17 protein-coding genes and 1 tRNA gene are annotated in these 23,706 nt (G+C 73.0%); 7 read left to right on the top strand and 11 right to left on the bottom strand.

All coding sequences use genetic code 11. The features are described 5' to 3' along the window. Positions 1–9: 9 nt before the first annotated feature. From OG393_RS03105 to OG393_RS03070, 8 genes are all read right to left on the bottom strand, one after another. On the bottom strand, positions 10–906 hold the full coding sequence (locus OG393_RS03105; RefSeq protein WP_327372990.1) for a DNA/RNA non-specific endonuclease: 897 nt from the start codon (positions 904–906) through the stop codon (positions 10–12). Positions 907–1,136: 230 nt separating this feature from the next. Further along, positions 1,137–4,160 carry a helix-turn-helix transcriptional regulator gene (locus OG393_RS03100; protein WP_327372988.1) on the bottom strand — a complete coding sequence of 1,008 codons (3,024 nt, stop codon included), beginning with the start codon at positions 4,158–4,160 and terminating at the stop codon, positions 1,137–1,139. A 204-nt stretch (positions 4,161–4,364) separates the two neighbouring features. Continuing rightward, entirely contained in the window at positions 4,365–6,062 is a 1,698-nt protein-coding gene (locus OG393_RS03095; protein ID WP_327378289.1) for a S8 family peptidase, read from the bottom strand. A gap of 625 nt (positions 6,063–6,687) precedes the next feature. Next, complete coding sequence (locus OG393_RS03090; RefSeq protein WP_327372987.1) at positions 6,688–7,563, bottom strand: GNAT family N-acetyltransferase; 876 nt, start codon at positions 7,561–7,563, stop codon at positions 6,688–6,690. A 464-nt stretch (positions 7,564–8,027) separates the two neighbouring features. Then, positions 8,028–8,921, bottom strand: coding sequence for a hypothetical protein (locus OG393_RS03085; protein WP_327372986.1), 894 nt, complete (start codon positions 8,919–8,921; stop codon positions 8,028–8,030). After that, positions 8,918–9,922 carry an SPFH domain-containing protein gene (locus OG393_RS03080; RefSeq protein WP_327372985.1) on the bottom strand — a complete coding sequence of 335 codons (1,005 nt, stop codon included), beginning with the start codon at positions 9,920–9,922 and terminating at the stop codon, positions 8,918–8,920. The genes OG393_RS03085 and OG393_RS03080 overlap by 4 nt, the downstream gene beginning before the upstream one ends. A 176-nt stretch (positions 9,923–10,098) precedes the next feature. Further along, positions 10,099–11,229 carry a DMT family transporter gene (locus tag OG393_RS03075; protein ID WP_327372984.1) on the bottom strand — a complete coding sequence of 377 codons (1,131 nt, stop codon included), beginning with the start codon at positions 11,227–11,229 and terminating at the stop codon, positions 10,099–10,101. After that, positions 11,226–12,074 carry a phosphatase PAP2 family protein gene (locus OG393_RS03070; protein ID WP_327372983.1) on the bottom strand — a complete coding sequence of 283 codons (849 nt, stop codon included), beginning with the start codon at positions 12,072–12,074 and terminating at the stop codon, positions 11,226–11,228. The genes OG393_RS03075 and OG393_RS03070 overlap by 4 nt, the downstream gene beginning before the upstream one ends. Before the next feature lie 147 nt (positions 12,075–12,221). Here OG393_RS03070 and OG393_RS03065 point away from each other — a divergent pair, with 147 nt between their 5' ends. The 6 genes from OG393_RS03065 (at position 12,222) to OG393_RS03040 (ending at position 17,696) form a co-directional block, all read left to right on the top strand. Then, positions 12,222–12,842, top strand: a complete 621-nt coding sequence (locus tag OG393_RS03065) for a TetR/AcrR family transcriptional regulator (protein WP_327372982.1) — start codon at positions 12,222–12,224, stop codon at positions 12,840–12,842. A gap of 150 nt (positions 12,843–12,992) precedes the next feature. Beyond that, on the top strand, positions 12,993–13,370 hold the full coding sequence (locus OG393_RS03060) for a DUF488 domain-containing protein (protein WP_327372981.1): 378 nt from the start codon (positions 12,993–12,995) through the stop codon (positions 13,368–13,370). 139 nt (positions 13,371–13,509) lie between these two features. Continuing rightward, complete coding sequence (locus tag OG393_RS03055; RefSeq protein WP_327372980.1) at positions 13,510–14,751, top strand: cytochrome P450; 1,242 nt, start codon at positions 13,510–13,512, stop codon at positions 14,749–14,751. An 85-nt stretch (positions 14,752–14,836) separates the two neighbouring features. Then, positions 14,837–15,553 (top strand): (Fe-S)-binding protein, encoded by a 717-nt coding sequence (locus OG393_RS03050; protein ID WP_327372979.1) that lies wholly within the window; start codon positions 14,837–14,839, stop codon positions 15,551–15,553. Next, positions 15,550–16,980 carry a lactate utilization protein B gene (locus OG393_RS03045; protein ID WP_327372978.1) on the top strand — a complete coding sequence of 477 codons (1,431 nt, stop codon included), beginning with the start codon at positions 15,550–15,552 and terminating at the stop codon, positions 16,978–16,980. The genes OG393_RS03050 and OG393_RS03045 overlap by 4 nt, the downstream gene beginning before the upstream one ends. Continuing rightward, complete coding sequence (locus tag OG393_RS03040; RefSeq protein ID WP_327372977.1) at positions 16,977–17,696, top strand: LutC/YkgG family protein; 720 nt, start codon at positions 16,977–16,979, stop codon at positions 17,694–17,696. Before OG393_RS03045 ends, OG393_RS03040 begins: the two co-directional genes overlap by 4 nt. A gap of 55 nt (positions 17,697–17,751) precedes the next feature. On the opposite strand, the gene OG393_RS03035 is transcribed toward OG393_RS03040, so the two are convergent. Then, complete coding sequence (locus OG393_RS03035) at positions 17,752–18,279, bottom strand: DUF309 domain-containing protein (protein ID WP_327372976.1); 528 nt, start codon at positions 18,277–18,279, stop codon at positions 17,752–17,754. A 331-nt stretch (positions 18,280–18,610) separates the two neighbouring features. Here OG393_RS03035 and OG393_RS03030 point away from each other — a divergent pair. After that, positions 18,611–18,684 (top strand) — tRNA-Pro (locus tag OG393_RS03030). 220 nt (positions 18,685–18,904) lie between these two features. Here OG393_RS03030 and OG393_RS03025 read toward each other — a convergent pair. Both OG393_RS03025 and OG393_RS03020 read right to left on the bottom strand, forming a co-directional pair. After that, on the bottom strand, positions 18,905–22,531 hold the full coding sequence (locus OG393_RS03025) for a serine protease (RefSeq protein WP_327372975.1): 3,627 nt from the start codon (positions 22,529–22,531) through the stop codon (positions 18,905–18,907). Positions 22,532–22,570: 39 nt separating this feature from the next. Continuing rightward, positions 22,571–22,873 carry a trypco2 family protein gene (locus OG393_RS03020; RefSeq protein WP_327372974.1) on the bottom strand — a complete coding sequence of 101 codons (303 nt, stop codon included), beginning with the start codon at positions 22,871–22,873 and terminating at the stop codon, positions 22,571–22,573. Positions 22,874–23,706: the final 833 nt, after the last annotated feature.

The following is a 23,706-nucleotide window of genomic DNA, read 5'->3' as shown; positions in this document are numbered from 1 at the left end:
CGCCGCGGCTCACGCCTGGGCCACGATGTCGTCGTACGACTCCAGGCGCCGCCAGCGCTCCTCCGGTGTCCGCGCGGACTGCAACAGATCGACGTCGGGCAGGGCCCCCAACTCCAGCTCGGTCAGCTCGGCGACGTCCGGGACCGGCACCTGGTACGTACGGAACGGGCCGAGCGGCGGTGGCGCGCCCGGCTTCGCCCCGGCCAGCGCCCGGTCCGCGTCCCGGCTCATGTCGGGGCTCTGGTCGAGGACGTACGCCGTCGCCGCCAGCACGCCGTCCTGCAGGAAGGCGATCACCTTCCAGAACCGCAGCGGCACCTGGAGCCCTCGGTAGGGAGGGTCGGCGTCGTGCAGCACCGGTCCGGTGAACACGGCCAGCCGGCGCTCGGACTCGGGCGTGTGGGACAGGAAATGGCTCTCCAGGCCCTGCCAGAGCCGCTTGGCCCGGTTGAGCCCGTCGCCCCGCGGCACGGCGTTCGTGTAGTGGAGGGTGTCCGCGACGGCCCGGCTCGCCTCGGTCGCCGGACCCCACGCCGGATCCAGCCGGTGCACCAACCGCCCGTGCTCCAGGCTGTTGTCGCGGTAGAACTCCTCGCCGGCCTGCTGCTCCCGGGGAAGCCGCGGATCGTACGCCCAGGTCTCGTGCCGCGGCACCTCCTCCGGGAGCTCCCGTCCCTCGACACAGACGGCCGTCGCGGCGGCGAGCCTGCGGTCCGGCCGGAAGAGCACGGTGAAGTGGGTGTACGGCAGAGGCACCGTCTCCACCGAGGTCCGCGCGGGCGACGGCATGGGCACGAGGGGGCCGAGGAAGGACACGTCGTAGCCGGCGCGGTCGTCGAGCGCGTCCTGCCGGGGCCGGCCCGCGCGGGGCGGCGGCGGGGAGGGGGATGGGTCGGCTGGGTTCATAGGAGGTACGTACCGCGCGGCGCGGAACGCGCTCGGCGGCGGGCCGCAGGCCACTCGTTCAGACGCCTCGGGGCCCGCGTGCCCCGCTCTCCTCGCGCGCCCCGCTGAGCGGGAGCGCGGACCGAGCGGTGCGGGCCGCGGCCGACGCCGGCGGGTTCGCAGACGGGCGGCCGGGCCCCGGGCGGGGAAGCCCGCGGCCGTGCGCCGAGCGGCCTCGGACCGGCTCCGGCTCAGCTTCTGAGCGCGGTCGCGAGCTGGGAGCGCGAGCGGACGTCCAGCTTCTGGTAGATCCGGGTCAACCGCGCCTCGACCGTCTTCACGCTCAGGTACAGCTTGGCCGCCGCCTCCTGGTTGCTGGCGCCCTGTCCCACCAGCCGGGCCAGCCGCAGCTCCGCCTCAGTGAGCGAGGAGAGCACCGGACGGGAGTCCTCGCCGTTCTCGCCCGCCCGCGTCTCGGTCGTCAGCGCCAGCCACGGGACCGCACCCGCCCGTTCGAACACCGAGGCCGCCGCCTGGAGGGCGCTCTGCGCCGCCGACCTGCGCCGCCGTCGGCGCTCCACCCGGGCCAGCGCGACCAGCGCCCGGCCGCGCTCCAGCGGCAGCCCGGCCTTGCCGAACCGGTCGGCCGTGACGGTCAGCAGCTCCGCCGCCTCGTCGGTCTTCCCGCCCGCCGCCAGGGTGAGCGCGTACGCGCGGTCACATCCGAGCAGGACCGTCGCCCGGCCCAGGCGCTCCGCCACGGGACGGACCTCGGCCAGCAGGTCGATCGCCTCGTCGGCGGCGTCGTTGGCCAGCAGCGCCTCGGCCAGCTCCTCGTGCCAGCGCAGCATGGACGGGTCCACGGTCGACTGGGCGCGTTCGTCGGCCTGCACCCGGCGCAGCGTCTCCAGGGCGGATGCGACGTCTCCGTTGATCAGCTGCACTCGGCCCAGGGCGTAGAGGCTGCGTGAGAGGAAGACCCGGTCGCCTTCCTCCTCGGACGCCTGCACGCTGCGCCGGGCGTAGCTCGCCGCCCGACCGAAGCTGCCGCCCGCGGTCTCGGCGAGCGCGAGGGTGTACCAGGCGGGGCCGGGGGAGAGCCCGGCCTCCAGGGTCAGGGCGAGCGAGCGTCCGGCGTGAGCCAGGGCGGAGGCGCAGGCACCGATCCGGGACTCGACCGCGGACAGGGTGTGGGAGAGCTCGATCCGGTCCTCCACCGAGCCGCGTCGCTGGACCAGCGGCAGCAGGGCGTGGATCTGGTCGCGGGCGTCGCCCAGCCGGTCGTCGAACAGCGCGTGACGGATCGTCAGGATCTGGGCGGCGTTGCGGATGCCGAGCGGGCGCTCGGCCAGCTCCAGGGCCCGCGCCTGGGCCAGCACCGACTCCGCGTCGGGTACCCCGAGGGCCCGGTCCATCCGGGCCTGCACGGTCAGGGCCTGGGTCGCCGTCCGAAGGTCGCCCACCGAGGCGGCGAGCGCGGCCGATTCGACCGCCGCGGCCCGCGAGCGCAGCGGATCGCCGTCGGCCAGCACGTACTTGACGGCCAGTCTGAGCTGGACGGCCGCCCGCAGGGCGGTATGGCCCTCGGAGTCCTCCATCGCGTGCACGTACATGTCGTCGAGATCGGTGAGGCCCTGTCCCGCGGTGTCGAGGACGGCCAGCCGGGCTCGGACCCGGTCGGTGGGCGCCGCGTCCCGCGCCAGTAGGTCGGTGGCGGCCCGCATGGCGAGGTCGGCCCGGGCGGCCCGCGCGGCCTCCTCGGCGGCGTCGACCAGCCGGGTGATCCGCTGGGGGCCTTCCTGGACGGGCGTCGACTCGGCGGCGAGCAGGGCCAGCTCGGCGGCGAGGGCACTGTTGCCGCGCCGCCGGGCGAGGTCCGCCGCCTCGGCCACCTCGGCGGCCAGGGTCCCGTCGGGGATGTCGGTGGCCAGCGCCCGGTGCCGTACCGCCTCCACGGGGTCGTCCACCACCCCGGCGAGCGCGGCGTGGCCGGCGCTGCGCTCGGCCCAGCAGGCGTCGTGGACGAGGGTGGAGGGGAGCAGCCCGGCCGTGAAGGTGACCGCGCCGTCCTCCGAGAGCGAGACCAGGTCGGCGCGTTCGGCCGCGGCGAGGTCCGCCTCGGCGTTGGGCCGTCCGGCCCGGCGGATCAGCGCGGCGGAGGGACGCAGCGCGAGTGCCGCGAACAGGAGCGTCGCGCGGACCGCGGGCGGCGCCGCACCGAGGAGCTGCCGGGCCAGGTCGCGGGCGCGGCCGGAGAGCGTGAGCGCCTCGGCGTGGTGGACCGGCGTCCGGGCGTCGGCGAGCGAGCGGCCGACCGCCAGCGCCAGCCGGGGATTGCCGCCGCTGGCCTTGTGGATGCGTCCGGCCATCCGGGAGGGCAGCCGGTGGTGGATGAGGAGCTCGGCGATCTCGTCGGCGTGCAGGGGCGCCACGAGGAGGATGTCGGCCTCCGAGGGCACCCACAGGTGCGTGTCGTGCGCGTCCTCGGAGCCGTACGCCTCCGGGGTCTCGACGGCGATGACGCGGAGCGCGGGCGGTGCCAGGTGCAGGGCGAAGCGCAGCAGATCGGCGCTGTCGGCGTCGATGTGCTGGACGCCGTCGACGACGAGCAGCGCCGGTCCGCGGGACGTGAGTGCCCGCAGGATCCGGGCGATGCCGAGGCGCAGGGCGATCGGATCCCAGCCACCGTCCTGCAGGGGGGCCTCGCGGCAGAGCATGGCGACCGCGGTGCGCTGCGGTCCGGGCAGGGCCTCGAAGATCCCGGACGAGGTGACGGCGAGCGAACCGGCCCCCGTGTACGCGGCGGACGCGGGGGTCCCGGTGTCGGAGGCGGTGCCGGGGCCGCCGTGACCTGCGCCTCCGCCGCGGGTCTGGCCGGGGATCTGGCCCCCCCCGAGGGCGGGGTTCGGACCGGCGCCGACGGCCGGCTCGGGTCCCGGCCCTTGGCTGCGTCCCTTTCCGTGGACCGGCTCCGGGGGCGCGTCGTCCGGTCCGGCGGCGCCGGATACCGGCCAGGTCACGGTCGCGGCCACCGAGGCCACGAGCGAGGCGGCGACCGCCCCGGGTATGTCGCGGTCGGCGGGCAGGGTCGAGAGCCAGAGCACGGTCTCGCCGCGGGCTTCGGCCCGGGCCGCCTCCGCCAGGGCGACATCGGTCTTGCCGACGCCCGCCGGCCCGGTGAGCAGGGCGCGGCCCCGCGTCTGCAGGACGCGTTCGAGACGGCCGAGGAGTTCTTCGCGGCCCACCGGCGCAGGGCGGTGCGGTGCGGTCGTCACGTCATCACCACCCTCGCTGCTCGGGCCCGGCCCCGTGAGCCCCGTGGGGCAGAGAATACGGAGAGTACCCGCGCAGTCCAGGCCCGTTGTCCGGCATTCGGACAACGATTTCGTGTCAACATGCCAGGACGCGCCCGTGGTATAGACCACGAGCGCGTCGCTGACCAGCAATAATGCTGTTGTGGGGGGTGGATCAGGGGTGGATCAGAAGGTGAGGCTCCAGGAGTCGATGTAGCCGGTGTCACCCCCGGCCACATCGCGCACCTGGAGTTTCCAGGTGCCGTTGGCCGGCTCGCTCGACGCGTTGACGGTGTAGGTGGCCAGGACGTCGTCGGCGCTGTCCCGGGAGGAGGACGCCTTCAGGTTGCGCACCGTGCCGTCGGGGGCGATCAGGTCGATGACCAGGTCCCCGCGCCAGGTGTGCTTGATGTCCACGCCGACCTTGAGGTCGGCGGGCGCGTTGCCGCTGCGGCCGGTGACGGTGATCGCGGAGGACACGGTGGTGTAGTCCGAGATCGTCACGTTCGTGGTGTTGGTGAAGACGTTGCCGGCCGGCGGGGTCGTGCCGGTGACGGCGTCCACCGTCTTGGCCGTGTCGGCGATGCCGGTTCCGCAGCCGCCGGTGCAGGTACCGGGCAGCGGACGCGCGTTGGACTTGATCGCGGACTCGATCTCGGCCGGGGTGAGGGTGCCCTTCGCCGACTTGAGCAGCGCGGCCAGACCCGCGATGTGCGGCGCGGCCATCGAGGTGCCCTGGTAGGGCTCGTAGGTCTCGGCCGACTGGGTGGTCGCACCCGAGTTCAGCGTGGAGTAGATGCCGTTCTCGGGGGTGGTGACGGTGCCGGGCGTGTCGGTGCCGCGGCGGGTCTCGCCGCCCGGAGCCGCCACGTCCACGATGGAGCCGTAGTTCGAGTAGAACGAACGGTTGCCCTCGCGGCTGGTCGACGCCACGGTGATGACGTTGGCGCAGTTGGCGGGAGTGAAGCCGGACGCGTTGGCGTTGCTGTTGCCCGCGGCGACGACGACGGTGGTACCGCGTGAGACGGCGCCGTTGATCGCGTTCTGGTAGACGCTCGGGCAGGTGGAGCTGGCGCCGCCCAGGCTCATGTTGATGACCTTGGCCGGGGTCGGGTTGGCCGGCACACCGGGCACGGAACCGCCGGACGCCCAGGTGATGGCGTCGGCGATGTCCGAGGAGGAGCCGCCGCACTTGCCCAGCACTCGCACGGGCTGGACCTTCGCGTGGTACGCGATGCCCGCGATGCCCTTGCTGTTGTGGGTGACCGCACCGATGGTGCCGGCCACGTGGGTGCCGTGCCAGGACGAGTCGCTCGCCTTCGAACCGGTGCCGCACTCGCCGTCGGTGGCGTTCCAGTCGCCCTCGTCGCGGGCGTCCGCGTCACGGCCGTTGCCGTCGCGGGCGTCGGCCGAGGAGGAGATGAAGTCGTAGCCGGAGACGATGTTGGCCGCCAGGTCCGAGTGGGCCGCGTATCCGGTGTCGATGACGGCGACGGTGACGCCCGAACCGGTCGTCTTGTCCCAGGCCGCCGGGACGTTCATGCCGCCCGTGGGCTCGAAGAGGTCCCACTGCTTCGCGTAGTCGGTGTCGTTCGGGGTGACCGCCATCGCGTAGGCGCGGATGTCGGGCTCCACCGAGGCGACCTGCGGGTCGGCGCGGAAGGCGTCCATGACCTCGGCCACGTCCTGGTGCGTGGCGCTGTCACCCAGGTCGACCAGCGCTGCGCCGCCGGCGAGACGGCGCTCGAAGGAGACGGCCTCGCCCGTCTCGGCGGCCTTCGAGGCCGCGTCGCTCTTCGCGGCGGCGTCGGAACCGGCCTCGGCGGTCCTGGACTTGTAGGTGACGATGACCTTCTCGACGGGAGCGCTGGGGAGCGCGGTCATCGCCTGCGAAGCCGGAGCGGGCTTCGGAGTGGAAGCGGCCGGAGCGGCGGCGAACGCCCCGGTGGACGTGGCAGCGGCGCCGAGGATCGCGGCGCTCGCGACCACGACGGATATGACTCTCCGCCTGGAACTGTTCAAGGTGTTCCCTTTCGAGCACGACGTAGGTGCGGAGCAGTGGCGGCGGCGCGGGAGCCTCGGACGCGAAGTGGGGTCGCGGTCCGCTGCTCCCTGGGCTTGGGGGGCCCGTGCGCCGCCACCGGCGCGACGGCCCGGGTCAAGGCCGTCCCCGGCAGATCCCACCCTCCGCATGCACCTGACAGGGCTCGAAGCACCGGAGAGGTGCGGTTCGGGGGATGGGATCTGCCGGTGCGGCAGACAGTAGGGAAATCCGAGATGAACCCGATACGGGGAAAACCCTTGTCACCCCCCGAGGGGGGTGGGGGTGGCCCCCTGCGGGACGGGGCGGCGAGTGCCGGGAGGGCCGGCCCGCACCCCTCGCCGAAACATGCCCGAAACAACGGGACTTCGTGAGGCGCACGGGCGTGTTCCGCGGGCCGGGAGACACTGGGCTGACAGCGCCGTCATCGGCTCCCGCGCCGCGGCGCCGGAGCCGATGACGGCGCTGTCAGCCCAGTTCGAGGGTGGTGATCCCGTAGGTCCGTTCCTGCGCGACCGGCCGGAGCGGGCCGGTGTACATCCGGGCCGTCTCGAACGTCGGCCGCAGGCCCCGCTCCTCGGCCAGCCGCGCCGCCGCGGGATTGGCCTCCGGCATGTCGACGGCGATCCGTGCCGAGCCGAACGACCGGGCCTCGGCCGCCAAGGCGTCCAGCAACACGGCGGCGTCCTCCGGCGTGTCGGCGAACAGCGGGCCGACCCGGGCCTCCTCCTGCGCCGGCCGGACCACCCCGTATCCCGCCGGGCGGCCGTCGACGAGCCGCACGAGGGCCCGGTGGCCGGGGGTGCTCAGCCAGGCGGTGAGGAAACGCGGGCGGTCGGCGGGGTAGCAGACGCTGTCGTACGCGGCGAGTGCGGCCGGGTCCACCCGGGAAGCGGGCACGATGCCGTCCACCGGGACCGGGCGGCCCTCGGTGAGCGGGATCCCGCCCACGTAGCGGGCGTTGCGGTGGGCCGGCACGAATCCGGAGCGACGGTAGTCGTCCTGCCGGGCGGGTACCCCGTCGAGTCCGACGGTGCGGTCCCCGGCATGGGCGAGAGCGGTCCGCCAGGTGGTCATGCCGTGCCCCAGCCCGCGCAGGTCCGGCCGGACCAGATAGAAACCGAGGAAGGAGTACCGCTCGCCGTAGTTGACGACCGAGACGGCAGAGACCGGCTCCCCGTCGAGGCGGCCGAGGAAGAAGCCGCCGGGGTCCTGGGCGAAGAACGCGGGGGCGTCGGACACGCCCGGGTTCCATCCCTCGTCCGCCGCCCAGGTGCGCACCAGCGCCCAGTCCCGCAGAGTCGCGGGCGAGACATCGAGCGGGCCGGGGGTGGCGGAGGTCACGGGGCTCCTTCGGCGACCGGTGCGGGCGGGAACACGGAAGGCTTACGCGGCGGGGGTGAATCCGGGCGAAGCGCCCCGATCCTAACCAGGGTTCCGGGGCTCCGGCGTCCCCGGCGATGGTTTCCGGCCGGGCGCGCCGCGCACCGTACGCCCGCCCCCGGGCGCCGCGCACGCTCCGGGTGCCCCACCCCGTCCGCCGCCCTCCCGCCCGGTTTGCCCGCGTGGACAAGCCGGCAGGAGCGTGGACGCGGGCAAACCGGTTGCCCCCGACGGCCCCTGCCGTCCTGTCGGGCCTCCGGTGGCCCGGCCGGCCTCTCCTCCGCGGTCGCGCGTGCGCCCGCGTGCCGTCGCGCCTTCGCGTCGTCCCCCCACTCCCGGCGCCACACGGCTCTCCCGGAGCTGCCCACCCGGTCGCCGCGCGCTCCGGGCCCCACCACCCGGAACGGCTGGTTCCGCGCGGTTCCTCAGCCGACCAGGCGCAGAGTCGTCTCCGACACCCCGACGCGCACCGCCTGTCCCCACGTCAGCTCCAGCGCGTCGGCCTCCATGCCGTCGCCGAAGGCCACCAGACGGTCCGTCTCCACGGTCAGGCGCAGGGCTTCGCCCGGCCCCAGGGTGCCCTCCACGCACGTGGTACCCGTGGCGGGCGAGGGCCATGCCTCGCGGACGAACCAGGCGAGCCGGGAGTCGGACGGCGCCGGCAGGGCCGGCCGGTCGGGACGCTGTCGCCACAGCGACCGCAGCCAGCCGGTCGCCCCGGTGCCGGTGCCGACCAGGACCCCCGAGGACGCCTGGGCCTCGGGGGCGGTGTCCGTGATGCCGGGATCGAGGGTGTACCGGGCCGTCTGGTGACCGGCCGGCCCGAGAAAGATCTCGTTCAGGGCGAGGAGTCGCTGCCCGTCGTCCGTGACCGCCTCCGCCATCGTCAGTTCGTCCGCCTCGGCGCGGGTGGCCGACGCCAGCAACGTGCGGGCCCGACCTGCCCGGTGACGTACCAGGACGCCGGGGTTGCGTCCGGGGTCCGTGTCGATGCCGACGACCGGCTGCCCGGAGAGGTACTTCGCCGCGTTGGCCACCAGACCGTCCTGACCGACCACGACGACCACGTCCTCGGGGGCGAACAGGAACCGGTCCAGATCGGCGCGTTCCACCCGGGTCTGCCGCCAGTGCAGCGGTACCGCCCCGGCGACCTCGGCCAGCGCCCGTCGGGTGCGTTCGTGCCGCTCCCGTACCTCCTCGACGCTCCGCCCCCGCTCGGCGAGGAAGAAGGCCGCCTGACCGTGCGTGCCGTGCCGGGCCAGCAACTCCTCGTACTCCGTCGTACGGTGGACCAGGACCGCCCGGGTCGCCAGGCTCACGATCCGCTCCCTCCGCCGAGCTTCGCGAGCAGCCCGGTCAGGACGTCCGGCGAAAGGGTGACGTTCTCGATCCGAGGCAGGTTCTCCGCGACCCGGGTCACCGCCAGAGCGTGCAGGGTGGCCGCGTCGGCTTCTCCGTGCACCCGCAGCCAGGCCGCCTGCGCCTGGGCGCGCGCCTCGCCGACCTCGCGGGCGGCCTCCGCCTCGGCCTGCGCCAGCCGGACCGTGCGCACCGCCTCGGCCTCGGCCCGTACGGCGTCGGCCGCCGCGCTCTCCTCCGCCTCGCGCCGCGCGTTGGTGCCGCGCTGGTCGACCAGCCGCTCCTCCTGGCGCGCCAGCTCGATCCTGCTCGCGAGTTCGTTCTCGGCGATGGTCCGTTCACGCTCGACGGCGACGGCCCGCCGCTCGTAGGTGGCCCGGTCGGCCTCCTGCTGGATCTGCTCCCGCGCGGGCGTGCGCAGGGCACGTTCGACCTCCGGCTCGGGCCGGATCGCCACCACGCGCACCGCCACCACCTCGATCCCGGTGTCCGGCAGCCTCGGCTCGGCCGCCAGGCCCACGGCCGTCCGTTCCCGCACGGCGGCCACGCCGTCGACCAGCGCCGCGGCGAGCGGCGTGCGCGCGAGCACGTCGAGCGCGTGCTGCTGTGCGGTCTCCGTGAGCAGGGTGGCGATTTGCTCCAGTGGCGCGCCGCGCCAGGCTCCCGTGTCCGGGTCGATCGAGAAGTCGAGCCGGGTGGCCGCGGCGGCCGGATCGCTGATGCGGTACGTGACGGTCGACTGCACGCTCACGTCCTGGAAGTCGGCGGTGCGGGCATGGAAGGCCATCGCCAGCTCGCGGTCGTTCACCGGTACCTCGGAGAGCGCGGCGGACAGCGACCTGAACCAGAAGCTGAGGCCCGTGCCGTCGTGGACGAGCCGTCCGCGACGGTGGTGGCGGACGTGCGCGGTGGGTGCGGAACGCAGGTGGCGCCAGCCGGCGCGCCGGGTGATGTCGGCCATGGGAAAGCCCCCTTTTCGTCATCGTGACGATAGTGGTGGGTCTTCTTTGTCGTCAAGATGACGAAATTAATTTCCCGGGGTGGTGGCGAGGGAGACGCCGCGTGCCACCGCGCCGCGACGTGCCGCGCCGCGCCCGGATGTCGGTGCCCCGCGGAGGGTCGGCTCCCGGGGCGCCGTCATCCCGTGCGCCGGCCGCCGGCCGGCACCGGGGGAGCGGGCAGCGTCGTCCGGACGGCGCCGTGGGCCGTGCGGGCCGTGAGCGCCGGAGCCGTGGAGGGCGTCGCCGGAGCGGTGCGGGGGCGCGCCGTTCGGCGGGTCCGCGCCACCGTGGGGGGAGGCGTCGCGGCGCCGGCGCTCACGGCCGTCGGCCCGGTGCCCGTCGCGTCGGGGGCCGACGTGGACGGGGGCGCACCCGGGCCGCTCGTCAACAGCACGACCCCGCGCGCCGCGACCGTCGCGGCGGCCGCCGCGACGAGCCAGCCCCAGGCCCCGGCGCGGAACGTCTCGCCGAGCAGCGCCACCCCGATGACCGCGGCGGCTGCCGGGTTGGCGAGGTTCACCACGGCCAGGGGGGCCGCGAGGCCGCCCCGGTAGGCGGCCTGTGAGAGCAGGAGACCGCTGACGGCGAAGCCGGCGATCAGTACGGCGACGAGCGTCGTCTGCCACCAGTTCAGGGCGCCGCCCGGTAGTTCGAGCGCGAGCGCCGCGGTCAGCGTCTGGGTCAGCGCGGACGCGACTCCCGAGGCGATTCCGGAGGCCGTCGCATGGCCGAGACCCCGGGCCCGGCCGACGCCGCCGGCCGCGCCGGGACCGCCGCGCCCGACCCGGCCGGTCCGCCCGGAGATCCGTCCCGAGGCGAGGGCCGTGATCAGCAGCGTCGTCGCCGCCGTGACGGCCAGCGCCTCCCGCAGACTCAGCGACTCACCGGGCCGCACCGGCCCGGTGACCGAGACCAGGCCGACCAGGCCGACCAGCGTCCAGAGTGCCCCGCGCCACTCCGCCGCGGAGACCCGCCGCCGCGCGCGGTGCGCCCCCAGGGGAAGCGCGGCCACGAGCGTGAGCGCGCCGAGCGGCTGAACCAGGGTCAGCGGGCCGTAGTGGAGGGCTACCACGTGCGCCAGCGCGCCGGCCGCGTTCAGCCCGACCGCCCACCACCACTGTCCGCGGGCGAGCAGGGTGCGAAGGGAGCCGCGTCCGCCGTCCGAGGAGGCCGCGATCCGGGACTGGGCGACCGCGGCGAGGGCGTACCCGGCGGCGGAGACCAGTGAGAGGAGCACCGCGAGCGCGGTGCCGTCGAAGGGGGTCATCGCAGGGCTCCGGCGGGGCGGGGTGCGCCGGCGCGGGGCGCGACCGGGGCGGCGGTGGTGTCGGAGGCCGCGGGAGCCCCGGGGCCGGGCGGGCCGCCGGGCGCGGCGTGGCCGGTGTCCGGTGCGCGGACGACGGTGAAGGCGAGGGCGAGCAGCGCCGCCGCCGCCAGCGCGTCGAGCCAGTAGTGGTTGGCCGTGCCGACGATGACCAGGAGCGTCACCAGCGGGTGCAGCAGCCACAGCCACCGCAGCCGGCTCCGGGTCGCGGCGATCAGGCCGATGGCGACCATCAGCGCCCAGCCGAAGTGCAGCGAGGGCATCGCGGCGAACTGGTTGGCCATCGAGTCCGTCTCCGGTGTCGCGCCGTACACCGAGGGTCCGTAGACCTGCGCCGTGTCGACGAGTCCGGCGGTCGTGAGCATCCGGGGCGGCGCGAGCGGTATCAGCAGGTGCAGCGCCAGTGCCGCCGAGGTGACGACGGTGAGCACCCGCCGGGACCACAGGTAGTGGGCGGGGCGGCGTAGGTAGAGCCAGCCGAGGAAGGCGATCGTGGCGGGGAAGTGCACGGCCGCGTAGTAGGTGTTGGCGACCCGGACGAGCGTGTCGCCGTGCAGCAGCAGCGCCTGCACCGAGCCCTCGCCCGGCAGGTGGACGGCCCGCTCGGCGTCCCAAATCCGGTCGGCGTTGCGGAAGGCGCGTGGTTCGTGTCCGTTCGCGAACAGGCGGCCGAACTTGTAGACGAGGAACAGGGCGGTGACGAGCAGCAGCTCGCGCACCAGCGGCGGTCTCGGGGTAGCGGTCGGCCCCGGTCCCGCAGGACGTGTCCCACCTATCCCGGCAGCCATGGCGCGGCCCTCTTTTTCCGTCAAACCGGCAACAAACGGAGGCAGCCTAGATCCGAATTCATCGAGACGCAAGCGTCTCGATACGTTTGCGTCTCGATTGTGTACCCCCTACTCTCGTAGGTGCAGAGTGCTGTCCGGGAGGAATCGATGACCACGCAGGCCACGACGTCCACGCAGGCCGCCACCGCTGCCGCCCGCCGCAGCAAGATCACGCCCGAACGCGAGGCGGAGCTGTACGAGGCCGTGCTCTGCCTCCTTCGCGAACGCGGCTACGACTCGGTCACCATGGAGGGCGTCGCCGCCCGCACCAAATGCGGCAAGGCCACGCTGTACCGCCAGTGGGGAACCAAGGCGCAGCTGGTCACGGCCGCCCTCGCCAAACAGCGCTGCACCTTCTTCGCCGGCATCGACACCGGCTCCCTCGCCGGAGACCTCCGCGAGGCCGCCCACCTCGCCGCCACGCGCCGGGACCGGGACGCCGAACTGATGGAGGCGGTCAGCCAGGCGTACATCCAGCACCCCGACCTGCGGGCGGCGCTGCGCGAGACCGTCATCCATCCCGAGGCCGCCGCACTCGACGAGATGCTGCGACGCGCGGTGGGACGCGGCGAGATCGACGAGGACAACCCGGCGATCGGCTTCGTCGCGCCCTGTTTCCTGGGGATGCTCCGCGTCGAGCGGCTCTTCGAGGAGCGCTTCGCCGACGGGGCCACACTGCGCACCTTCGTGGACGGCGTCCTGCTGCCCGCGCTCCGCGTCGAGACCTGAGAAGCCCGGCCGGCGCGCCCGCCCGTCCCCCGGGGCCCCGCGTACCCGCCCGACCCGGCAGCGCTCGCGGCCCCCACCGGTCGGGCCACCGTCCCCGACGCCCCCGCGCGCCGAGATGTGCGCCACACGCGCCTCCGCCACCCTGGAGGCATGTCCGCCACCACCCCCGACGTACGCGTCCGCCGCGTCTACGAGATCCCCGGCCCCGACGACGGTCTGCGGGTCCTCGTCGACCGCCTGTGGCCGCGCGGCCTGGCCAGGACCGACGCGCGCATCGACGAATGGCCCAAGGCGCTGACGCCCTCCACCGAACTGCGGCGCTGGTACCACGACACCGAGGGCGGCTACGAGGAGTTCCGCCGGCGCTACGAGGCCGAACTCACCGCACCCGCCGCCGCCGAGGCCCTCGACCGCCTGCGTGTCCTCGCCGCCGCCGGCCGGGTGACCCTCCTCACCGCCGCCAGGAACCCGGAGCTGAGCCACACCGCCGTACTGCGGCGGGCGTTGACGCGGCACGGCGACGGGTAGCGCGTGACCGCGGCGGCACCCGACGGATTCCGGCCGACCCCGGAACGCCAGCGCCCCCGGCCGTAGCCAGGAACACGACGCGCCGGTCACGATGGCCCGGACACCGAGTTCCGCACCATCTCCCCTCCGGAGGCGCCGCGTGGACGCGAGAGCGCACGAACGGCTCGATACCCTGCAGAGTGACCCGTACCCGCTCTACGCCACGGCGCGTCGCGCCCCTGGGCTGACCTTCGTCCCCGAACTCGACGCCTGGCTGGTCGCCCGGGACGCCGACGTCCGCGAGGTCCTCCTGCGTCCCGAGGAGTTCTCCTCCGCGCACGCCCTGCGGCCGGACGTCATGCCCTCTCCCGCGGTGCTCGCCGTCCTCGCCGGCGGCTTCGGCCGACGGCCCACCGTCGTCTCCACCGACGGCGCCGCCCACCGCCGCCACCGCGCGCCGCTCAACACCGGACTGTCCGCGGCACGGATCACCTCGCTCGTCCCCCACGCCACCGAGGTCGCGACCTCCCTGGCCGACTCCTTCGCGTCCGACGGCCGGGCCGAAGTGATGGGCGCGTACGCCGGCAGGCTGCCCGGCGCCGTCATAGGCCGGCTCATCGGCATCACACCCGAGGACGTCCCCGCCGCGGTGCGGGGAGGACACCGCGCCGAGCGACTCCTCTTCCGTCCGATGCCCGAGGACGAACAGCTCGCCGCCGCCGAGGACGTGGTCGCCCTCCATCACCTGCTGGACCGCTACGCACGCGACCGTCACGCCCGGCCGCGCGGCGACCTGTGCTCCGCCCTGGTCGCCGCACTGGCCCCGGCCGCCGAACCCGGACCCGCCCGGGGCGGGCTCACCGTGGACCAGCGCGCCGAACTCGTCGCCCAGCTCCAGAACCTGCTCATCGCCGGACACCTCACCACCACGGCCCTCATCGGAACCACCCTCCTGCACCTCCTGCGCCACCGCGACCAGTGGGAGCTGCTCCGCGACCGGCCCGAGCTGATACCCGGGGCAGTGGAGGAAGCCGCCCGCTTCGACACCGCCGTCCAGGGATTCCGACGCACCACCACCCGCCCCGTCGTCCTGGCCGGAACCGAACTACCCGCCGGGGCGACCGTCTTCGTCGCCTACGGCTCCGCCAACCGCGACGCATCGCGCCACGAGGCCCCCGACGTCTTCGACATCACCCGACCCGCGACACCCACCCGGCACCTCGCCTTCGGCCACGGCGCCCACGGCTGCCCCGGGGCACAGCTCGCCCGCATGCAACTCCGGCTGACACTGGAGCTGTTCACCCGGCGCTTCCCCAGGCTGCGGCTGTCCGAGGAGCGTCCCGTGGAGATGAGACCGACCCTGATCCACCGCTCACCCCAGCAGCTCCATCTCACATGGTGAACACGGGGCGGCCGGGGGAGGCGCCGCGGCATCTGCCGGTAGCCGGCAGGTTCCCGACCGCCCTCCCCGGGCATATCCTGCGCGCATGCGCGTCGCACTCTTCGTCACCTGCGTCAATGACGCCCTGTATCCCTCCACAGGCGTGGCAACCGTCCGCATTCTGGAACGCCTCGGTGTCGAGGTCGACTTCCCGGCGGCGCAGACCTGCTGCGGGCAGCCCCCGTACAACACCGGTCACCGACGTGAGGCCGCACCACTGGTCCGGCGCACGGTCGACGCCTTCGAGGGGTACGACCACGTCGTCACCCCCTCGGGTTCCTGCGCCACGACGGTGCGTCACCACTACCCCCGCTTCGGCCCCGACGCCGCCCGGCTCGGACCGCGGACGTACGAGCTGACCGAGTTCCTGGTCGACGTGCTGGGAGTGACGGACGTGGGCGCGTACTTCCCGCACCGCGTCACCTACCACCCCTCCTGCCACGGCATGCGCGGCCTGGGGCTCGGCGACCGCCCGCGCAGACTGCTCGAGGCGGTCGAGGGCCTCGACCTGATCGAACTCCCGGGAGCCTCCGAGTGCTGCGGCTTCGGGGGCACCTTCGCCGTCAAGAACGCCGAGGTGTCGGCGGCGATGGGCCGCGACAAGGTCGCCTCCGCGCTGTCCACCGGTGCCACGGTGCTCTGCGGCGCCGACAACGCCTGCCTCATGCACCTGGACGGCATCCTGCGACGGGAGGGCCAACCCCTGCGGACGCTGCATCTCGCCGAGATCCTCGCCGGCACGGAGCCGGAGCCGGCCCGGTGAACGGGACGTTCGTCGGGATGCCGGCCTTCCCCGACGCGGCACGCGAGGCCGTCGGCGACCCCGTGCTGCGGGCGAACCTGCGCCACGCCACCCACACCATCCGGGCCAAACGCGCCCGCGCGGTCGCGGAGCTGGCCGACTGGGAGGAACTGCGCCGCGCGGGCAAGCAGATCAAGGACCTCGCCCTGCGCGACCTCGACCGGCACCTGCTCCGGCTGGAGCAAGCGGTCACCGCGGCGGGTGGAACGGTGCACTGGGCCGAGGACGCGGCCGAGGCGAACCGGATCGTCACGGAACTCGTCAAGGCGACCGGGGAGACGGAGGTCGTCAAGGTCAAGTCGATGGCCACCCAGGAGACCGGGCTGAACGAAGCGCTCGAAGCCGAGGGCATCCGCGCCTACGAGACCGACCTCGCCGAACTCATCGTGCAGCTCGGCGAGGACCGCCCCTCGCACATCCTGGTCCCCGCGATCCATCGCAACCGCGGAGAGATCCGCGACATCTTCCGGAACCGGATGGGGGACTGGGGCCGTCCCGCGCCGGACGGCCTCTCCGACAGCCCGGCGGAACTCGCCGAGGCGGCCCGGCTGCACCTGCGGGAGAAGTTCCTGCGCGCCAAGGTCGGCATCTCCGGCGCCAACTTCATGGTGGCCGAGACCGGCACCCTGGTCGTCGTCGAGTCCGAGGGCAACGGGCGGATGTGCCTGACCCTCCCGGAGACGCTGATCTCGGTCGTCGGCATCGAGAAGACCGTGCCTACCTGGCAGGACCTGGAGGTCTTCCTCCAGACCCTGCCCCGCTCCTCGACCGCGGAGCGCATGAACCCGTACACCTCGATGTGGACCGGCACCACGGACGGGGACGGCCCGCGCGACTTCCACCTCGTCCTGCTCGACAACGGCCGCACCGCGGCGCTCGCCGACGACATCGGCCGTCAGGTCCTGCGCTGTATCCGCTGCTCGGCCTGCCTCAACGTCTGTCCCGTCTACGAACGCGCCGGCGGCCACGCCTACGGCTCCGTCTACCCCGGGCCGATCGGCGCCGTCCTCACGCCCCAGCTGCGCGGGACGACGAGCGGCATCGACGCCTCGCTGCCGTACGCCTCCTCGCTGTGCGGCGCGTGCTACGAGGTGTGTCCGGTGGCCATCGACATCCCCGAGGTCCTCGTCCACCTCCGCGAGAGGGTCACCGAGGCGGGCGACAAGGGGCAACGGCTGGAGAAGGCCGCCGTCAGGGCGGCGGGCTGGCTCCTCGACCGGCCGACCGCCCTCGCGGCGGCCGAGCGGCTCGCCTCCGCGACCCGTGGCCTGCACCCCCGGCGCGTGCCCGGCTGGGTCCCCGGGGCCGGTCCCTGGAGCGAGAGCCGTGACCTGCCCGAGCCGCCCGCGGAGTCCTTCCGTGCCTGGTGGAAGAAGAACCGCACGTGAACACACCGCATGCGAGCCCACCGTACGGAAACGAAGGCGGGGCGCCGCTGGGGTCCTCCTCGCGCGACCGCATCCTCGCCCGTGTCCGGAGCGCCCTCGCGGGCGCGCCCCGGCCACCCGAGACCGAGCGCGCCTACCTTCGCGGCCATGTCCCCGACGACCCGGCCGCGTTGACCGAACTGCTCCACGAGAACCTGACCGACTACCGGGCCGTCGTCCACCGCACCGACGCGGAGGGACTCCCGGCCCTGCTTCTGCGGCTGCTGGCGGACCGCGGGTCGAACACCGTGCTGGTCCCGTCCGGGTTGCCCCCGCAGTGGCTGCCGAGGACCGACGCCACCCGGATCGACATCACCCGGATCCACGACCGGGCCGCCTCGACGGCACGTGAACTCGACGCCGTCGACAGCGTCGTCACCGGCTGCGCGCTGGCCATCGCCGAGACCGGGACGATCGTGCTCGACGGCGGCCCCGGCCAGGGGCGCCGCCGGATCACCCTCGTTCCCGACCACCACGTCTGCGTCGTCCGGGTACCGGACCAGATCGTGGCGTCCGTCCCTCAGGCACTGACCCGTCTCGACCCCACCCGCCCGCTCACCTGGATCTCCGGCCCCTCCGCCACCAGCGACATCGAACTCGACCGCGTCGAAGGGGTCCACGGCCCTCGTGCGCTGGACGTCGTCCTCCTGTGCCGACCGCCGTCGGGGCCCGCGTGACGGTACCCGCCGTGCCCGGAACACCGGACGCCCCACCGGTCCCGACAGGCGGCCGTCACATCTCCGGCGGGCGTCCCGCGGCCCCGGGTCGACGAGACGGGCCTCCGCCGAGCAGCAGGCGCGGCGCCTCGGCGGAAGCGTCCTTCACCCGGTCCGGGTGGTCGGCCAACTCCCTTGCCCAAGCGACCAGTCCGGCGACGTCGATGCCGTACTGTGCGGCCTGCCGCCGCGGCTCCTGCTGTCCGATGCGGTCGGCGCCGCGCGACAGGAGCCGGGCGCCGCCCCGCGCGTTGCCCCGGGCGACGTGGGTCAGTCCGACCGCGAGCTGGGCCAGCCCCTGCCACAGGTCCCGCTCTCCGGCGGGACCGGTCTTCCACGCGTCCTCGAACACCTCGTGCGCGTGGAACGGCCTCCCCGCGTCGAGCAGCCGTTGCGCCTCGCCGAGAGTGCCTGCCGGTGTGCGCGCGACCCCCTCGGGCTGCCGGGCGACACCCTCCGCGCCGTACGGCAGCGGCCGCCCGAGCGCGTCCCGGGGGCGCGCGCTCCGTGCCCGCCCCGCCTCGTCACGATCCCTCGGTCCCATGTCCACACCTCCATTGTCACCCGCCCGGTGGTGCCCGTGACTCCCGTGGTCGCCGGTGCTTCCGCACCTCCTCGCCCGACGGCTCGGCCCTGCTCGCGACCGTGCACCTGGCCCGCCCGCCCTCGCCCCGGCCGGCCCGGTCCGCCTCGGTGACACCCGGGTCCGGTCCGGAAGAGACCTCACCGTCAACGGGGTGACGGCCCGGTCCACCACCTGTGACGCCGATCCCGTCGCCCCACCGACGCGGCGAAGGCCCACGCTCACTCCACCTCATGGAGTGAGGTAATGTTCTCTTGCAGGCCGATACCGGGAACACCGGTGGGGCGAGCATCGGGACGTGGCGCAGCTTGGTAGCGCACTTGACTGGGGGTCAAGGGGTCGCAGGTTCAAATCCTGTCGTCCCGACTCGAAAGAGTCGCAGGTCAGGGGCCGTTTTGGAGCAATCCAAGACGGCCCCTTGGTCGTTTTTGGGGACCAGCCTCCGGTTCCCGCGACGCTTCTTGACCCAGTCAAGGTGCGCTACGGGTCACAAGCCGGCGGCGTGGACGGAGCGCCTGCCGATGTTGGCCAGGTGATTTCGGCTTTGTAGGCGGTGGCGGCCTTGCCGCAGAGGCTTCGAGGCCGGTCAGCGCCGGGCAGGCGGTCCTGAGTCCGCTCCGGGTCGTTCCCGCGAGGCGTCGCGCCGCGTCTCGGCGTCGAGCGCCGAGCGGAGGCGATCTGCGTACGGCAGTTCTTCGTGCCGGGTCAACCAGCCGGCTGCCAGACGCATTACGTGGAATCTCTGGCTCGGCGGGAGCGCCGGGAGAGAGAGCAGATCCTCGATGACAAGACGTGCCTTCGGCCCCATGTCGTGTTCTTCGAGCCAGCTCAGGGCGCTGTCGACGGCGCGGGATCGTAGGTCCTCGTCGAGGGCCGGGTGGCGCAGGACACCGGAGAGCACGGAGCGGGACTTCATCGACCGGTCGGTGCTCAGTCGGGCCAGAGCGATGTCGATGCCGATGCGTGCCTGTTCGACGGACAGGTCTGGGCGTGTGAGGAAGGAAGCGAGCACCGGGCGCTGGACCTTGCCGCCGTGGCAGGCGAGCCACCGCAGGCTGACGTCCGCGATCGACCGTGCCTGATCGCGCGTCAGCCCATGGAGCTGGCTGAGCATGACGGCCATGAGCACGTGATCATCCGGACGTGCGAGGAGCGCGGCGCATCCGAGACGGATGGCACGCTGCAGCTGTGCGGGCGGCAGGTCCGGCACGCGGAGGAGGGCGCCCAGAACGGCACCGACGGCCTCGTGCTCAGGGCGGCTGTCGAGCCATGTGTAGGCGAGCGTGACGGCGGTCCGAGCCTGGTCCTGGGTGAGTTCCTCGTAGTGGATGAGCAGGCGAAGGAGTATGGCTGGGCCGGACTGGGCGTCAGGTTGCGACCTCAGTCGTTCCAGGAGAAGGGCGGCGGCGTCCGCAACGCTGTCGGTGGACAGCAGCGTGCCCAGGACACGGGAGCCTGCCGGGTGGCCGGCAGGGCCCTCAGCCGCCCACCGACGGGCGACGGCGATCACCCTGGGGCGCAGCTCCGGCGGACTCCCGTCCATGGACAGGAGTCTGTGCACGACCCGGCCCGTGCTCGGGTACACCCGCCCCGTCTCCAGCCAGTCCAGCGCGCTTCGGATCAATGTCGCGCGGTCCGGGTCCGGGAGGTGGCCGTCTTCAAGCAGAGCACACAGTTCCGGACCGATGTTCACGCCCGGGCGCAGATCGGAGCGCAACCATACGAGGCCGTGGTCCACGAGTTTCCGGCGGGCGACCGCGTCGATGTCCGCACGCTGCAGAAACATACGGATCACGGGTGCGACTCCGAGGGACCGGTACGGAGTGAGCCACGCCAGTACGCCCGCGATCACTCTCTCCAGTCGATCCCTGGAGTGGTCCATGGCCAGCAGGCGTTTCAACAGCGCGGGCGTGTGACGCCAGTCGGGACGGGAAGACACCCATGCGAGGGTGCAGTCGACCACCAGGTCCTCGGTCCTCGGCGAAAGGTCGGGGCGCTCGATCAGTGCGAGCAGAAGATGCTCCGTGTCGGTCTGTCCGCCCCGGCGGACGAGCCATCCGACGGAAGCCTCGACAAGGAACGCGGGAGCGGGATCCATACCTCTCAGGGCGGCGGTGAGGAACGGCTGCGCGGTGTGGTCGGTCTCGGCGCGGGAGAGCCAGGGAGCAACCAGCGTGTTCCACACGGAGCGGTCGAACCCTTGCCAGGGCCGGCTCGCCACCATCGTCAGCAGCGCGTGGCCGCCGTCGTCACCGGCGCCCGCCAAGAGGCGGCCGAGCGGTTCCACCTGGGCCGTGAGCCATTCCCCGCAAAAGCGTTCCAGGGCGGCGATCCGATGGGCGGGGCCATGCGCGGCCATGTCGACGGCCAGCCGTCGGAGATGGCCGGTGAACACGGAGAACGTACGTGCATGCCGCGTGAACGCGGCAAAGAGCGCACCGGCAGCAGCTGCGTCGATGCTCCATCCGGGAGATGGCATCAGTGACTGCACCAGGAGTTCGTCGGTGACGATGTCGTGGACCACGATCAGCTGTCCGCCGACCTCATCGAGCCACCCAAGTGAGATCAGCGTGTCGACGACGTGCCGCCCTCCAAATGGAACGGCCAGCCCACCGGCCACCGTGAGGAAGGTGTCGATGGTCTGTTCGACGACCACTCGGGGCTGCGGGCTCGCCGCGACCGCCACAGTGAAGGCCAGCTGCTCGATAGCAGGGGTGGTGATACCCAGGGGGGAGGGGCTGAGTGCGGGTTCCTTGGCGAGCGCGTCCCGGCGCATGCCCTCGCGCAGCCAGTCCAGCAGCTCGCCGGGCCGGACCGATACCGCCACTCCCGGTGTGTGCTGGGCCAGCCCCTGCTCCTCGATCGCCCGTGCGATCAGCAGTGCGATTACCGGACGCCGCCCGCAGATCTGGGACAGTGCCTCGTTCCCCCATCGGCGCACGGTTTCGGGTGCCGCGCGGTGGACTACCTGGTCGATGATCGCGGACTGGTGTGGCCAGTCCTCTCGTAGATAGATCTCGTCAAGCACCCGGCTGCTGCCACGGAGCTGAACCGTGTGCAGGGAGCCGGGCCGCACGGAGGCCAGGCACGCCACCGTCGCGCCACGTCGCCTGGCCTCGGGGATCAGCACGTCGGCGAGGACGCGCAGGTCGACCTGTGGGCAGGCATCGAGGTAGTCCAGTATCAGTAGCACCCGTCGGTGCCCGCACGAGACGACGGATGCGGCCACGTCGTCGACCGTCACGGCGCTGTCGGGCTGGACGTGCAGGACTTGCCAGCCCGCGCGGTCCGCCCGGTGCGCAACCTCGAAGCATGTCCGCGTCTTGCCCGAACCGGCTGGTCCTACCAGCAGTGCCCCTCGTGAACGGCCAGTGCTCAGCTGGGCGAACAGGCGGTCCGGATGCGATACGTGGTCCATCCCCGGATGGATGAAGGGCAAGTGCTCCTCGTCGAGGAAGCTCCGCCGTCCGAGCAGGCGCCGCATGACCTCGGCATGGGTGCGTACGAGGCCGCGCACGGCTGGATCGAACGGCATCGGCATGATGTCCCCCGGTAGCACCGGCTCCACCCCGTGCTCGGCCAGCAGACGCACGAATTCAGGATCCCGGGACACCTGGGAGAGGTTGGTTGCGGTGAGGCTCGCCGCGCCGGACGGAACGTGGTGGCTCGTGCATACGCCGACGAGAACGCCGTCTTGCGTGATGACCCCTGCCCCGGACAGCCCCCGCCAGGGAGATCCGCTTGATTCCTGCGGCGCAGGGCTGCTGAGGGACAGCTCCACCTCGTGGCTCCCCAGGAAGGAGCCCAGAAGGATCGCCCCGGTCAACTGACGGGTTTTCGGCACGTCCTGACGCGACGCATGGTCGGGGAACCCGATCGCGATGAACGGTACCGACTCCACGGTTCGGGGCAGGACGCCCCACCGGGCGGGAGGAATGACAGGCCCGCCCTCCCCGAGAACCAGGAGGGCGAGGTCCACATCGTCGATCCGGTGCCGCAGCACCGCGGTGACCGGAAGCCTCTTAGTCGACCGCCCTGGAAGTCTCACCTCATAGCTGTCACCGGGATGGGTAAAGCCGTGGCCAGCGCAGATGGCCAGCCGTGAGGCGAGCATGAATCCGGAAGCACTGAATCGAGGGATGCCGTCGGATCCGCGGCGCACCACCATGGCCACGCGCTCCAGGGGCTGCTGCGCGGCGATCAGATCAGCCACAGCCGACGCCACTCTCGGAGGACCGACTCATCCACGAGGTCAGTCCTCCAGGACGGCTTCGCGCCCCGAATCCGTCAGGACGGAGCCGCCGTTGGCCGTCTCGGCCGAGAGTTCCAACGACACGGTGTGCGTGGCGGAGACGCCCCCGGTCGCCTTGCCGCCAGCCGACAGCACCCAGAACTTGACCCCGCCCTGGGCCTCTGCCGAGGCTGTCACCGCGACCTGTACGTCCAGCTTCACCGACTGCACTCGAAGCCGGACCGGTTGACCCTCGCCGTCCGCCATCGCCTGCGCCAACTCACCACGCAGTGCCTTGATTGTCTCCGCCAGGCCGATCTCCACCAGTCCCCCTCTTCCGAACCGCTCCCGGCCGCCATCGTGTCCGTAAGACGATGGTGGTGGAGACGGCCTACGTGATCACCAACCATGGTAGTGAACCGCCCCGGGTTCGGAAGAGATCGCAGATGTTGGTTGTGAACTGGGGTTTCGTGGTTGCGAGGTAGTGGCTGTTCTCGCATTCGGCGGGTGCTCGGCATCCCGCACGGTCCTGGCCCAGGCGCGGCCTGGAGTTCGTGGTGAGCGTGATGGGCGGAGGGGGCGATCTTGCAGTCGTGTGCGGTCAGCACGCGGCAGATCGGCTCGACACCGCCGAATCGGTCCCGGTGCTCGTCGATGAACCCTACGAGCGCGTGTGTGGCCGGTCGAGCTCGGCCGCGAAGAATGACGCCGCGGGCCTTCGGGATCTCGTTCGCCCGCTTCGGCTCTGCGTTCTCCTTGTTCGGACGCTTCAGCTCAGCCGACTCCTCGGACGTGACGCCCGGACGTACGCCGGCGTCGACCTGGTCGCGCCGCAGCCACTTCGGAAGCGTCTCGGTCGTGCCGATGCCGAGTTTCGCGGCGACCGCTTTCATCGCGGCCCACTCGGTGTCGAAACCCGGAACGATTCACCGGCGCGGTGAACGCCCGCCGTGTGCCCCGTCTCCCGATCGCCGCACCAGGCGTCACGCGTGAGACCCCCGAAGGGGGCGTGGGGCAGGGGCGGTTGCCCGGTGCCGCGTACAGCCGGCCGACTCGCTCCTCTGCAGGAGCAAACGATTTCTCACGGCTTGTGACGAGGGGGATTCAGGAGGTAGCAATAGGGGCGAACCTCTTACTGAATTCCCGTCAATAGGGGC

Source organism: Streptomyces sp. NBC_01216, assembly GCF_035994945.1.
Classification (GTDB): domain Bacteria; phylum Actinomycetota; class Actinomycetes; order Streptomycetales; family Streptomycetaceae; genus Streptomyces.
The sequence above is the reverse complement of the archived record's forward strand: the minus strand, read 5'-3'. Positions and strand labels throughout refer to the sequence as shown.

Excerpts from the sequence above, each read along its gene's own strand:
- OG393_RS03105 (WP_327372990.1), bottom strand. The coding sequence starts at position 906 with ATGAACCCAGCCGACCCATCCCCCTCCCCGCCGCCGCCCCGCGCGGGC.
- OG393_RS03095 (WP_327378289.1), bottom strand. The coding sequence starts at position 6,062 with ATGACCGCGCTCCCCAGCGCTCCCGTCGAGAAGGTCATCGTCACCTAC.
- OG393_RS03080 (WP_327372985.1), bottom strand. The coding sequence starts at position 9,922 with ATGGCCGACATCACCCGGCGCGCCGGCTGGCGCCACCTGCGTTCCGCA.
- OG393_RS03075 (WP_327372984.1), bottom strand. The coding sequence starts at position 11,229 with ATGACCCCCTTCGACGGCACCGCGCTCGCGGTGCTCCTCTCACTGGTC.
- OG393_RS03070 (WP_327372983.1), bottom strand. The coding sequence starts at position 12,074 with ATGGCTGCCGGGATAGGTGGGACACGTCCTGCGGGACCGGGGCCGACC.
- OG393_RS03065 (WP_327372982.1), top strand. The coding sequence starts at position 12,222 with ATGACCACGCAGGCCACGACGTCCACGCAGGCCGCCACCGCTGCCGCC.
- OG393_RS03060 (WP_327372981.1), top strand. The coding sequence starts at position 12,993 with ATGTCCGCCACCACCCCCGACGTACGCGTCCGCCGCGTCTACGAGATC.
- OG393_RS03050 (WP_327372979.1), top strand. The coding sequence starts at position 14,837 with ATGCGCGTCGCACTCTTCGTCACCTGCGTCAATGACGCCCTGTATCCC.
- OG393_RS03035 (WP_327372976.1), bottom strand. The coding sequence starts at position 18,279 with ATGGGACCGAGGGATCGTGACGAGGCGGGGCGGGCACGGAGCGCGCGC.